Genomic DNA, 11,774 nt, shown 5'->3' with positions numbered 1-11,774 from the left:
GGCACCTACGGGTGGTCCTGAAGGCCTCTAGGTCTGTTGATGATTTGTTTTGGCACTTTGAATATTTAGTGACGACCCTAAAAGATGTCACAATCATCGATCTGTTTAGAGCCTATCATAAACACGGTATTGCCGAGAATTTTATTAAAGAAGCCAAAGAGGGCTTTGGTTTTGACAAAACTAACAGTCACTCCTTTCAAGCTAACAACGTTCGGATGTGGTTAGCGGTTTTGAGTTACACGCTAACCCTCGTGTTTAAACAGCTCGTATTGTCATCATCCATGCAAAGCAAGACGATTGGAACCCTTAGATTCCAGCTTTTCCATATTGCTGGTCGAGTGACAACCCATGCCCATAAAATAGTTGTTCATCTCAGCCGGAGTAATCCGTTTATTCAGTTATTTTGGTTTGCCCTTCATCGAATACACCAGCTAGACTAACAAATAAAAAATTAAAACCTGTAAAACCAAGGGCGTACTGTATCATAAAACAACACAAAGTGGTGTGCCTGTATCTTTACTTATATCTAAAATTTTAATAATCGCAAATTGCAAGAACAAATTAGTCACTAGGACTGAATACTGATACCACGGGATTCTCAGGGGATTGAAGTTGGTTGGTGCGAGGAGCCTAGCCGCAGGCGGCGGCGAAGAGCTCAGCCGGAGTTTGGAACGCCAATTGGCGGCGAGGCATGTTGTTTAGCTTATCGGTGGTGTTGGCAACATCAGCTGGGCTGACTGCATCAAGTGACTCACCCTTAGGAAAGTCCCGGCGAACCATACGATTGTGAACTTCATTAGTACCACGTTCACTGGACGTATAAGGGTTCGTAAAATAGACCAGGGCAATTGACGCCATCACTTGCGTGAGAGTCACAAACTCTGGCCCGTTGTCGGCAGTAATTGACTGAATAACAGAGCCGTATTCCTTAATGATTCCCTTCATAGCGTAGGCTACTGAATCAGCGTCACGGCCATCAATGAGGCGGATAATCTGGAAGCGCGTTTGGCGTTCAATCAAGGTCATAATCACGCTCTCCTTGCCATCGCGCTTTCCAACTATCGTATCAATCTCGAAGTGACCAAACTCTTCTCGCGAATCCACCGTCGCTGGTCGTTCCTCGATACTCCGACCCAAGATACGACTATGCTTATGAACCACGTGCTTTGATATCCGGCGGCTCATCTTCTCAGAGAGATCCAGGTTACAGGCCTCTAGGAGCTGTTCATCGATGTACTTGTACAATGTCTGGTACAGACCATCTCTTCAGACTGAAAGAGCCCTAAAGCCTTGGCACGGCCCACAACAACGTCGGGAGCCCAGCCGTTCTTCAGCAAGCTCAGCCACGTAGATCTCGTAGAACTTCTCCTTACCGTTGACTAGCTGTTTATTGGTCACGAGGCCACGCTTGATCTCGTTGTTTATAGTCTGCGGGCTAACGCCAATTAGTTCGGCAATCTTACGACGAGAATACCCGTCGTGATTGAAGTAGACCTCAATGTTTCCGCGCTCTTTCAAAGTTAGATGATGACCCTTGGGACGATTCATGGTAAGCTGTTCTTGCATCAAGACGTAAATCTCAGGTATCATTGTTTGTGTGAGAACTCCAATGATACCTGAGATTTACGTCTTGGTGTATTTATTTTGTCCTAAATTTTAAGTGGCTAACTTGATTATAAAATTCGCCTTTAGTTTTCATTGAATTGGACAATCATTTCTTAGTATTTGTATTTGCACTAGCTAACTCAAAATAAATGAGAGCAAGTAAAATGGTGATTGAGATTAGAATCCCTATAATACGGGTTTGAAAGTTAGATTCAAAGACAGAAAATATAGTCATTATTGTAACAGCTATTATAATTGATACTGTTCTTTTCTTCATTTTATCCTCCTTACAATTATTTTCATCAATAATTTTAAACGAATCATGGTTAATTGTCAAATAGTATGTTACGATAAATGAGGCGTAATTAACTTAATGTTTGTTATGCTGAAATAATTCGGGGAAGGATTGAAATTGTTTTAACAAAGAACTTTTGGATTAATTTAGCGGGGATTTTAGTATTATCTATTGCGGGGACAGTAATACTGAACAGCATTAGAGTGGGGACAGTTAGTGCAGATGCTTCGTCTATTGCAGCGGAGAACATACAAAGTCAAAATTTTGACGAAAAAAGTTCAGGGGTAGGAGATAACGTTGAATCATTAGATCAATTCGTGAGCGTTAAAGATAATCAATTCACCCTCTCAGTTCCTAATAGCTATAATGTAAGTACGACGGAATTGGAGGAGGCACAAAACGACATTGTGACAGCTAATGCAAATATCAAGTCGGACAATGGGATAATTAATGTTAATACAGGAGAAGTTATCTATGTGACACGTCTTCAATTATTTTCAGCCAGTAAGCGACGTGCATCATACGAAGTTCGTCACTATTGGTGGGGAACGCGTCATATCTATCGTTCAAACAGTGCTGTAGAAAATTATTGTCATAAATTGGAAGGCAGAGCTGGTACATTACAAGGACTGTCATTATTAGGAATTGCTAGTCCTGGGGCGGGAGTTTTGGCGAGTGCAACTGCATGGTACTTTAACAATGTTACTAACAACTTACGTCACATGAATGCAATTCACTCGAAAGACAAACTGGTTATGGATGTAAACTTTTCTTTGAAATATACAATTAAAGTGTGGCACGATTAGCTATGGCTTAGCCGGAAAAATCAAGTACATCAAGATTCTGGGAATAAATCCTAAAAATCGAGGTAATAAGTGATGTTAATTGTCTTTTTTGACAATTAGCATCACTTTTCTTTGGCACGACTGTTGATATTTTTCTGAAGTAGTTATTTTTTGAAAAGTAAGCACCCAATAACTTACCGTATTGAAGTATAACCGAAAAAGGAAACGGCGTCCTCGATTTTTGAGGACGCCGTTTCCTTTCCATTCCATAATAAAAAACCTCACCAATTTATTTAATGAGGTAATCATATCGTGAATTTGACGCCGATCATAGACGGCCAGTTATTAGGTGCTTACGAAACAACCACCAACATTACCGCCTTCGGCCCAGCCTGCATTGGTTGTTAGCCACAATTCCGCTGCCTGAACTCGCTCAAACTTGAAAGAAGGCTTCCAGATGACGAAAGGTTTGCTCAAGGTCTTCGGCAAGGCGGGGAAACTGATGAAGGCCTACTATCACGGCCTGCTTCCCATCCTCATCTACCTGCTGTTCACGGCCCACATGGTCGGTCTCCACGTCGAAATCGACCAGTCCTGGTTCACGCATTACCTGTTACTCTCCTGGCTGCTCTGCTACCCGCTGGCAGATGGCCTAGAAGTGGCATACGAAAAAAGCCACCGGACTTCTGCGCAGAACGTCGCAATCCAGTGGCACCACGCTGACCTAGCTTCCCAGGACAAGGGGTCAAATTGGCGCGTCGCCCATACCCGCGTGTCCCCCATCGCGCTGAAAGAAAGTCTTCCCAGCATTGCGATTGGCAGCGGGTTTTTGCGAGCGGTGCGGCGCTTTTTCCTCATCGTGGTTGCCCCCGCTTTACTCATTTGGCAGGGTTACAAACTACTTTCAAATAAATAGGCCGTCATGCCAAATTAATCAGCGATCAATTCAAAAAGTGCCGACAACTAAACTGTCGACACTTTTTTACATCATTTAGTTGTTCACCGCTGAGTTGAAAGAGGCTGACTCTTTCGTCTCATGCACTGTGTAAACTTTAGTGATTGCTGTGGCTCCGGTTGGAGTTCCGGCGCTTGTCGTGCAGGCTGTCAAAGCCGACAAAACCAGCAGCGACTGCGCGTTCATTGGCTTCATGGAGCACCTTGATGAACCGTTCAGCTTCATCCTTGCCGCCGAAGAATTCTAACCAACGGTGGAAGCGTTCGTCAGTGGCTTGGGATAAGTTCCGTTGTACCCGGCTGCCAGCGGCCGTTAAGGTGATGTACTTCACCCGGCGGTCGTTAGGATCAACCTTTTGCATCACATAGTTTTCCTTCAACAGGACATTGACCTGCCGTGCAATCGCACTCTTGGAGACACCCTCTAATTTAGCGAGCTCAACCAAGGTTTGGCCGTTTTTGCTTCGAGCGACGTTGTCCATAACCATGAACGCCTCGAAGGTCAGGTTATATTTCTGCGTAGGGATGGAGACAAAGTCACCAATATACTTGAAGATGTGCATGTAAAGATCGTCAAATTCTTTTTTCAGTTCAGCTTCAGTTACAGCTTCGTTAGTCGATTCTGTCATTGTCAGTCCATTACTCCTTCTAGTTCAGCGTCCGGCGCTGTCATTTATGTCCCTGATTGCGGACAGCCACAAGGGTTAATTGTAACTGCCAAAAAACCGTCCGTCTCCGGTCAGCTTCTGCAAGATGGACAACCCTCCGTACATTTTACCATGAAATTAAGTTATCCCGTAATATTTAAAAATTAGTTTCAAAAATCGAACAGGTGTTCTATAATGGAATTAATCTTATTTCATCAAGGACGTGATGCTCATCATGAAACGAATTTCTCAGCCAATCAAGCGTCTACTGCAATCGGCTTATCAAAACAACCAAGTAGCCACGCTAATATTCAACAACGTTACGTATACGGGAACGGTCGACTTTATTTCGGCGTCCACCGTTTACCTAGGTTTAGCCGCAGGGGCCTCCCAAGAAATCCCTTTGACCGGCATCAGCCAAGTCAAGTTACACCAATTACACTCTTGGTGGCACCTTTACGAAAATTCTCGCCAGTAACTCCTTCTAGTATCGCCTCTCCCCCGCAAAAAATAAAGTGTTTTTTACGAAATTGTTGGCATTTTCTTTACAATTTAAAGAAAACGCTGTCTTCGGTTAATCCGTCTGGCTTTTCTGGTAATCCGCAATTACCACAAAAACCCTTTTAAGTTAGTCCTAGTCTACCTAGATTATAAACCCATCCAGCCCAAAAGATTGACCCCAATTTGCGTAAACTGGTAACAATTAGAAAGTTGCATAGATTAATTAATTAGGTAGCCTAAACCAATTGTCCTAAAAAATCCACGCACAGTCAACTAAATTGACTGTGCGTGGATTTTAGTAAACGGATTAACTTAAGCGAATACTACCGGTACTTGCCTCGACGTTCACCTGACGCTCGGCGTTGTCCCCCACTGTGCCAATCTTGTGGTGGGTGTCGTTCAGGCTTAATTGGGCCTCTTGCGGCACCTTGACGCTGGCATTCCAGTTCTTCAGGTCAAATTGGTAATCGGTCAGTAACGGCATCTGTACCGCGGCGCTCCCGGCACCACTCTCTACCGTCACGTCGCTAGTCAACGCCAGCAATTGCAGGTTGACACTCCCGTTGCCGGTATGGAACGTGCCGCCACCATTGATGTTCTTGCCCCGAATAGCCCCGTTAGCCGTGGCCGCGTGGGCCTGACCGGTGAAGCCGTCAAATTTCACGGCGCCATTTTGACTGCGGACGTCAACGTTCCCAGTATGATCGAGGAAGCGGACCGACCCGTTGCTGGACTCGACCCGCACGGCACCGGTACTTTCCTTCACCGTGACGCTCCCATTTTTGCTGGTCAAATCGGTATGGGTCGCGGTCACCTGGTCCAAGCGGATGGACCCGTTGGTGGAGCGCATCTTGAGCTGGGTCAAGTGGTCATCGAACGCGCGGACACTCCCGTTGGTGGCGTGCGCATCCACGGCCAGGTCAGCGCGCAGATCACTGATTTCCAGGCTACCATTACCGGCGTGGACCGTGACCTTACCCGCTAAGGCAGCTGGCAGAAAGATTTCCGCCCGGGCGTGGAGTGGCCATAACCGTGGCCGGTCGCCTTGCTTGATGGCCAACAAGTTGCCGTGCCGCCCTGCCCGCAGGTAGTAACGGCTATTGTCGCGGCTCATGTACTCGTTCACCACGATTTGATCCGCGTTGGCCGGTCCCAATTTAATCGCGGCATCGCGGTAGTTGATGTCCAGTTCGTTCAGGTCATCGATCGCAAATGACTGCGTGTTCACCAATCGTAAGGATTCCACGTAGGTCCGGCGGGGCCGTTCCCCGTTGATTTTCACGTCGTCGCCCTGGACGTCGACCAGACCATCCGCCACCGTAACGTGGTCACCATCGACCTGGACCAACTTGCCAAAATCAACCTTGTCGTTTTCGCCATCTACCAAAACGTGGTCACCCCAAGTCACCTTGTCGCCGTGAATCTGGAGCTTACCAATCCGAACCCGGGAGTCATCGCCAGTGTTGTCGATGTGAATCGTACCGTCATCAGCATCCTGTTCGTCTTCGTCGTCAGTGTCATCGTCGTGGTCGGTTTCCTCGGCGTGGTCAGGATCATCAGACGTGGCCGCATGTTTCCCAGTCGTCTTTTTCGTTTGGCGAGCCGTCCCGTCGTCCTCGGCAACCTCTTGCAGCAAGGTGTCAATGTCGCCCAATTGTGCCATGGCCTCGTCAATGGCGCTGCTGGCGTCCTGGCCCTGGTTCACTTTGTCAGTGACGGCCTCGGTCAAATCGCCCACCAATTCTTCCTTAAGTTCAGTCAACGCCCGTGACGCTTGATACTGGCTGAATAACTGATCCAGCCGCGTGCGAATGTCCATCGTGATATCGTCCATGCTTTAGTCCTCCTCGTCGGTAATCTTACCTGTAATTAAATCGTCAATAATTGGTTTTGCCACCCGCCAAGCCGCGGTGTTGGCCTTGAGTAGGTCCTCGCCCGCTGTGGTGATGTGGTAGTATTTGCGCCGCGAGCCCTGGGATTCATCGCCCCAGTAGTCGGTCAACGCGCCGTTCTTCTTGAGTCGGCGAAAGACCGTGTACAACGTCGCCTCGTTCAACTCGTAATGGCCAGCGCTCAAGGTCTTCACCTGCTTGGCCACCTGGTACCCGTAGCTATCGCCCTGCTGCAGGATGTTCAAAATGATCGTATCCGTATGGCCCCGGATTAAATCTTTGGAAATAACCTCAGCCATGCTGCCACTTCCTTTTCTTATTTGATGAGACTACTGTATCACGTACTACTGTGTGTGTCAAAGTAATTTATCTGAAATAGTAAAATTTATTTGGGGCGGGTTGTGTCTAACTGGCCGCCTGCGGCTTCCAGGTACTGCGCCTGCTGTGGGGCCGGTTCCAGCCTTAGGGCGGGCTTCCACTTCACCTTGAAACCTCGCTGCAGTTCGCGAGTTTCCAAGGTTGTCCCAGGCTGTAAGGCCGAGAAACCCGCTCGGTCTAACAGCCTCGACACAGCTGGCTCCGTACCTAGCTTCCTCCGGCTCTTGGTTGTGCTTTGGCAATTTTACTAGTTCAGCTGAATCGTTTGTCTGGTTGGTGGCTTGCTTTTACTCGATTGATTTACCTTTACTTGGTTAATTTACCTTTACTCGGGTAGTTTGCATTTGCCCTGTTGATTTGTCACCGTTTGGTCGGTTTACTTTCATTCACCGTTCACTGTCACCGGCTAGACTGATTCGGTAGCGTACTTTAGCTAGCAACCATCGCGCAGTTTTAGCCTGCCCAACGTTTTGTGGTGCACGAAAAAACGCTTGGCAACTGAACCACCAAGCGTTACGTTATGCTAAGTATATGATTGTGATTCTACCCTTTTAAGGCGTTAATCACTCGTAAAGACTGCTAGTTCAGATCCACGAAGGCGCCTGGGAGCACGCCTTCTACCGTGGTTTCCGTGAAGGCACCCTTTTGGTTGGTCAGATAAACTGGGGCGTCGGCGTCGAAGAATTCGGCGATGACTTGGCGACAAATGCCACAAGGCGCGATGGGGCCGTCCGTGTTGCCCGTTACCAGCAAGGCCGTGAAGTGCTTCTCGCCTGCCGCGATACCAGAGAAGATTGCCGTCCGCTCCGCACAGTTGGTGGCACCGTATGAGGCGTTTTCAATGTTACAGCCACCGTAGATCTTGCCGCTAGCGCCCACCGCTGCTGCGCCTACGTGGAAATGGGAGTACGGGGTGTACGCCTTGTCGAGCATTGCCGTTGCGACTGCCAGTAATTCTTGTTTATCTGCCATGATGAAATCCTCCTTTTAATTAAAACGGTTTACGTCACCTATTGTTACATAGTTTCATTGGAAACGCTACCATTTGAACAAACTTTCTAGCTATTTTGTTAATTTTTATCTAAACGGGCTAAGGGCCGGATTCACTGTGCTAAGATTAACCCATTATCCGCCAGTGGCACTCGCACTCGAGCTGTCATTGGCCAACGTGTCGTCACGTAAAATCAGTGACGCTCATCATTCCAAACTATCAAGGAGATAACGGACCTCATGAAAGTGTTACGCAGTATTTTTAGTTGGATTCTCCCCATCCTGGTCGCACTCATTTTAGTGCTGGTGGTGCGAGCCTACCTGTTTGAGGTCGTCAAGGTTTCCGGCGATTCGATGGAACCGAACCTGGTGGATCAGGAACGGATGGTCGTGGTCAAGCCGCTTAAGCTCAAACGCCTCAGTGTGATTGTCTTCGACGCTTACGGCGAGGATCCCTCGGCCGCCAAGAACACCAACTACGTGAAGCGCGTGATTGGCCTCCCCGGCGACAAGGTCGTCAGCAAGAACGGCTACATTTACATCAATAACAAGAAGCTGAACCAGTCCTTTATCAGCAAATACGAACGCACCACAGGGACCGGCAGTTGGACGCTCAGTTCGTTGGCGGCCAAGGGCAACTGGCAGTACAAAGGCAACCGTGTGCCTAAAGGCCACTACTTTGTGTTAGGTGACCACCGCAGCGTTTCCGAAGATGGCCGTGCCTGGGGTTACGTCTCCGCCAACAAGGTCATGGGCGTGGTCAAGGTGCCGTTCTGGCAAGGCACCACGCAACACCGGACGAATGTGAATAGCTTGGCTAGTTAGGAAGAAGGCTAACCATCTTGTCAAAAACGACGAGATGATTAGCCTTCTTTTTATCGTAAAATATCATGACTTCCCGTATCTAGCAGAAGCAAAACGAGTTGGTCTGTGCCATCAATTTGGTACAATAGCAACCAGTTTCGTTCCAAATGAAGTTCATAAATACCAAATTTATCACCAGTTAAAATGTGACGATCAAATCTTCTGACAAGCAGTTTATCATCACCATTTTTGATTAATGAAATAACATATTTCAGTTTGGCCATGTCGTAATGTTTCTTACTCAGCTTCTTCAAGTTTCTCATAAACACCCGCGTGGCTTTGACCTGCATCTAGTCCTCCATTTTATCTAGATACTTGTAAAAATCTTGTTCCGAATCGAATGTTGTCACATCACCATTCTTAACTTCATTTAGGGCTCGCTTTAGAGCTAAAGATCGTTTAGAAGGCCGAAAAGGGAATCCTTGATCATGGATAGATTGTGCTAAAAACATATTAATTGCAGTTCCAAGATCCAGGCCCATATCGTCAAAGACGGCTTGAGCGGCCTCTTTTCTTTCACGATTAATCCGAATACTAATTCGATCCTTTTCTACATTTTTCATTATCCTCACCTCATTTTCACCATCATACCACCATAATGTGTAATTCCGGTAAATATTTGACTAAGAAAGCCGAGAAATTAAAAATAGCCATCTCATCCAAGCCAAAATTCAATTCTTCTACAAGTACATTACCAATTTGAAGTTACCCGACAATTTCCCCGAATCAATTTTCAACCTCCCCGTCTTCATAGCATACCAAATCAGAGGGGGAGCGAAAGAGAACGTCCGTTTTTTCAAAATAAAAAAGGAACCAACCCAAACCAGGTCGGTTCCTTTATTTTCAGGGTAAGGGCGTTCTGCCGTAGCAGATCAGTGATTGGCCGTCGCAAGGAGGACTGCTCCACCGACCCTTACCCCCATTTTCAGTTTAGCTAAACATTCTTCTCGTTGCCTTCATCAAGGTCTTTGGATCCTTGTCGTACCGTGGCGTATCGACTAAGTTATCCATTGAAATGCCCGTGAAGTGGTAAGCGGCAATTTCACCCGAACGCACCGCACTCTGTTCCGTGAAGATCATTTGGTAAGGTTGCTCTGCGAATTCACCCGTGAAGGCCAAGTTCGTGGAGTGTGCCGGAATGACTTCTGGCCGGTCCGTCTTAGCCCGGTTGTTGAACAGCGCTGAGGCGTATGGCATGTAAACAGGAATGTTGTTGATGATACTGTCCATGATTTCTGGTTCCTTGCTCTTAATGTTTACGGGACCAGGGTCAACCTTGGACAATTGCCCAATCAATTCCTGAGCCATTTCCTTACCGGTCATCTTGATGTACTGCTTGTGGACGAATTCACCAGTCCGGCGTGGGTACAGGAAGTAGCCCCAGATAACGGATTCGTTTGGCTTCTGGGTGGTAAAGTGAGGTTGGTGGTGCACCACGATGGACATGTTCACATCTTTCTGACCCAGTGGCGTGATTGGCGTCGTGGACAGGAAGGAGTTCAACGCGTTCCCAGGAACCTGGGTGGTAATCCGCGTGATTTCGTTCAACAACAGGTGATTCTTCGTGGTCAACGTGAAACTGACCCATTCGGAATTCTTCCGGTCGTTGAAGAACTTGTCTGGTGTTCCCAAGTTGTAGAAACGTTCCGTGGCTTTCTTCCAGAGGGAAGCACTGATGCCGTATTCCATGTTTTCCCGGGCAGGCGTGTCGTAGTCCCCCATGGTTGCGGAGTCGGTGATGGAGCCGTTCGTGAAGATCACAGCGGTGTCATCATCAATGTCGACCAGGTCTTCCGTGTCCGTTTCCAAGTTCTTGATATGCAGTCCGGTAACCGTGATTTCGTCTTGTAATGGGCTGTCCGCAAACTCCCAGTCCGTGACGATTCGGTTGTCGATAAAGGTAACCCCTTGATCTTTCAGGTAATTGATCAGTGGCAACATAATGCTATCAAATTGGTTGTAACGGGTCCGGTTGACCCCAACTAAATGTTCAATTTGCGTGAATTCGTAAATCATTTGGTGCATGTAGCGCCGTAATTCTTGAACGGAACTTTCAATTCTGAAAGCGAAAGTCGTTTCCCACATGTACCAGAAATTCGTTTGGAACATGTGTGGGTCGTCCTTGAAGTATTCGGCGATCGTAATGTTATCTAACTTGGTTTCTTCTTCATCTGGCATCAAGACTAACTTGGAGAGCAAGACCCGGTCCTTGTTGTTCAGACCCAATTTGCCACCGTCGATGATGCCCTTGCCACCTTGCAACAACCGCGCCTTGTCGTAGGTTTGGTGATGTGAATCAAAGTCGTGGGTATCTTCGGCCGCCGTCATGCCTTCCTCAGTTGCGGAAGGAATCCGGTCCAGCAAGTCCATTAAATCAACGTAAGTCCGGTAATTAAGCATCCGGCCACCCCGGGCAACGTAACCCGTCCGGTTGTCTAGCGGGTGGTTCTTGTTCCAGTATTCATCACTGAATTCGCTGGTCGTCCCACCATCGTTGGCCCCGTGCATATCGACCCCGTAGAACGTAATTTGCTTACCGCTCCAATGAGCCTCTTGAATCAGGTAAACCGCCGAGGCCATGTTTCCTAGACCTGCACCGATCATTACTGCTTTTGTTTTTACCATCAAAAACACCTCCGTAGATTCATGTGCCTTATACGACTCCATTATGCTTGCTTTGTCATGTATTGTAAAGCGTTTACTTTCAAAATTAATCATTTCTAAGAATCGCTAGGAAAGCTTAATCTGACGGCAATTACAACAGGTCGTGTTACAAATTTTCACCCGAATTGGGTAGTCCAATGGGGTCGTTTTCTGAGAGGCCGTGGCTGGTTGGGGCTGGCTCGTTTTGCTGGTCAAAAAA

The 11,774-nt window shown here is 47.4% G+C and carries 13 protein-coding genes and 1 pseudogene; 5 read left to right on the top strand and 9 right to left on the bottom strand.

Features of this window, described 5'->3' with window-relative positions:
* Nucleotides 1-440, top strand: a 440-nt coding sequence (locus EKM99_RS04150) for a transposase (RefSeq protein WP_164511515.1), incomplete at its 5' end; no start/stop codon positions are given.
* 190 nt (nucleotides 441-630) lie between these two features.
* Here EKM99_RS04150 and EKM99_RS04145 read toward each other — a convergent pair.
* Both EKM99_RS04145 and EKM99_RS15760 read right to left on the bottom strand, forming a co-directional pair.
* A pseudogene (locus tag EKM99_RS04145) lies at nucleotides 631-1,566 on the bottom strand (IS30 family transposase).
* Between the two features lie 145 nt (nucleotides 1,567-1,711).
* On the bottom strand, nucleotides 1,712-1,882 hold the full coding sequence (locus EKM99_RS15760; protein ID WP_164511514.1) for a hypothetical protein: 171 nt from the start codon (nucleotides 1,880-1,882) through the stop codon (nucleotides 1,712-1,714).
* Nucleotides 1,883-2,103: 221 nt separating this feature from the next.
* On the opposite strand from EKM99_RS15760, the gene EKM99_RS04140 reads away from it, so the two are divergent.
* Both EKM99_RS04140 and EKM99_RS04135 read left to right on the top strand, forming a co-directional pair.
* Complete coding sequence (locus EKM99_RS04140; RefSeq protein ID WP_125581227.1) at nucleotides 2,104-2,706, top strand: hypothetical protein; 603 nt, start codon at nucleotides 2,104-2,106, stop codon at nucleotides 2,704-2,706.
* 436 nt (nucleotides 2,707-3,142) lie between these two features.
* Complete coding sequence (locus EKM99_RS04135) at nucleotides 3,143-3,601, top strand: hypothetical protein (RefSeq protein ID WP_125581225.1); 459 nt, start codon at nucleotides 3,143-3,145, stop codon at nucleotides 3,599-3,601.
* 136 nt (nucleotides 3,602-3,737) lie between these two features.
* Here the strand turns inward: EKM99_RS04135 and EKM99_RS04130 are convergent, their stop codons facing one another.
* Nucleotides 3,738-4,268, bottom strand: coding sequence for a MarR family winged helix-turn-helix transcriptional regulator (locus EKM99_RS04130; RefSeq protein WP_125581223.1), 531 nt, complete (start codon nucleotides 4,266-4,268; stop codon nucleotides 3,738-3,740).
* A gap of 253 nt (nucleotides 4,269-4,521) precedes the next feature.
* Here EKM99_RS04130 and EKM99_RS04125 point away from each other — a divergent pair, with 253 nt between their 5' ends.
* Nucleotides 4,522-4,764, top strand: a complete 243-nt coding sequence (locus EKM99_RS04125; protein ID WP_225419779.1) for a hypothetical protein — start codon at nucleotides 4,522-4,524, stop codon at nucleotides 4,762-4,764.
* Nucleotides 4,765-5,094: 330 nt separating this feature from the next.
* Here EKM99_RS04125 and EKM99_RS04120 read toward each other — a convergent pair whose 3' ends face one another.
* From EKM99_RS04120 to EKM99_RS04110, 3 genes are all read right to left on the bottom strand, one after another.
* The gene (locus EKM99_RS04120; RefSeq protein WP_125581219.1) at nucleotides 5,095-6,621 is read right to left on the bottom strand and encodes a DUF4097 family beta strand repeat-containing protein; all 1,527 of its coding nucleotides are present in this window, start codon (nucleotides 6,619-6,621) and stop codon (nucleotides 5,095-5,097) included.
* A gap of 3 nt (nucleotides 6,622-6,624) precedes the next feature.
* Nucleotides 6,625-6,978, bottom strand: coding sequence for a PadR family transcriptional regulator (locus tag EKM99_RS04115; RefSeq protein WP_125581217.1), 354 nt, complete (start codon nucleotides 6,976-6,978; stop codon nucleotides 6,625-6,627).
* Between the two features lie 658 nt (nucleotides 6,979-7,636).
* Nucleotides 7,637-8,029 carry a cytidine deaminase gene (locus EKM99_RS04110; RefSeq protein ID WP_125581215.1) on the bottom strand — a complete coding sequence of 131 codons (393 nt, stop codon included), beginning with the start codon at nucleotides 8,027-8,029 and terminating at the stop codon, nucleotides 7,637-7,639.
* A gap of 258 nt (nucleotides 8,030-8,287) precedes the next feature.
* On the opposite strand from EKM99_RS04110, the gene lepB reads away from it, so the two are divergent.
* On the top strand, nucleotides 8,288-8,872 hold the full coding sequence (lepB, locus tag EKM99_RS04105; RefSeq protein ID WP_125581213.1) for a signal peptidase I: 585 nt from the start codon (nucleotides 8,288-8,290) through the stop codon (nucleotides 8,870-8,872).
* A gap of 50 nt (nucleotides 8,873-8,922) precedes the next feature.
* Here lepB and EKM99_RS04100 read toward each other — a convergent pair whose 3' ends face one another.
* The 3 genes from EKM99_RS04100 to EKM99_RS04090 all read right to left on the bottom strand — a co-directional run bounded on the left by EKM99_RS04100 (nucleotide 8,923) and on the right by EKM99_RS04090 (nucleotide 11,536).
* Nucleotides 8,923-9,201, bottom strand: a complete 279-nt coding sequence (locus EKM99_RS04100; RefSeq protein WP_125581211.1) for a type II toxin-antitoxin system mRNA interferase toxin, RelE/StbE family — start codon at nucleotides 9,199-9,201, stop codon at nucleotides 8,923-8,925.
* The gene (locus EKM99_RS04095) at nucleotides 9,202-9,474 is read right to left on the bottom strand and encodes a type II toxin-antitoxin system RelB/DinJ family antitoxin (RefSeq protein WP_125581209.1); all 273 of its coding nucleotides are present in this window, start codon (nucleotides 9,472-9,474) and stop codon (nucleotides 9,202-9,204) included.
* Nucleotides 9,475-9,841: 367 nt separating this feature from the next.
* Nucleotides 9,842-11,536 (bottom strand): oleate hydratase, encoded by a 1,695-nt coding sequence (locus EKM99_RS04090; RefSeq protein ID WP_125581207.1) that lies wholly within the window; start codon nucleotides 11,534-11,536, stop codon nucleotides 9,842-9,844.
* Between the last annotated feature and the right edge of the window lie 238 nt (nucleotides 11,537-11,774).

The organism is Levilactobacillus cerevisiae (assembly GCF_003946245.1).
In the GTDB taxonomy this organism is placed as follows: Bacteria; Bacillota; Bacilli; order Lactobacillales; family Lactobacillaceae; genus Levilactobacillus; species Levilactobacillus cerevisiae.
This window is presented reverse-complemented; position numbering and strand designations above follow the sequence as displayed.

Coding starts and splice junctions, on each gene's coding strand:
- EKM99_RS04125 (WP_225419779.1), top strand. CDS start 4,522: ATGAAACGAATTTCTCAGCCAATCAAGCGTCTACTGCAATCGGCTTAT.
- EKM99_RS04120 (WP_125581219.1), bottom strand. CDS start 6,621: ATGGACGATATCACGATGGACATTCGCACGCGGCTGGATCAGTTATTC.
- EKM99_RS15760 (WP_164511514.1), bottom strand. CDS start 1,882: ATGAAGAAAAGAACAGTATCAATTATAATAGCTGTTACAATAATGACT.
- EKM99_RS04095 (WP_125581209.1), bottom strand. CDS start 9,474: ATGAAAAATGTAGAAAAGGATCGAATTAGTATTCGGATTAATCGTGAA.
- EKM99_RS04135 (WP_125581225.1), top strand. CDS start 3,143: ATGACGAAAGGTTTGCTCAAGGTCTTCGGCAAGGCGGGGAAACTGATG.
- EKM99_RS04090 (WP_125581207.1), bottom strand. CDS start 11,536: ATGGTAAAAACAAAAGCAGTAATGATCGGTGCAGGTCTAGGAAACATG.
- EKM99_RS04100 (WP_125581211.1), bottom strand. CDS start 9,201: ATGCAGGTCAAAGCCACGCGGGTGTTTATGAGAAACTTGAAGAAGCTG.
- EKM99_RS04110 (WP_125581215.1), bottom strand. CDS start 8,029: ATGGCAGATAAACAAGAATTACTGGCAGTCGCAACGGCAATGCTCGAC.
- EKM99_RS04130 (WP_125581223.1), bottom strand. CDS start 4,268: ATGACAGAATCGACTAACGAAGCTGTAACTGAAGCTGAACTGAAAAAA.
- lepB (WP_125581213.1), top strand. CDS start 8,288: ATGAAAGTGTTACGCAGTATTTTTAGTTGGATTCTCCCCATCCTGGTC.
- EKM99_RS04115 (WP_125581217.1), bottom strand. CDS start 6,978: ATGGCTGAGGTTATTTCCAAAGATTTAATCCGGGGCCATACGGATACG.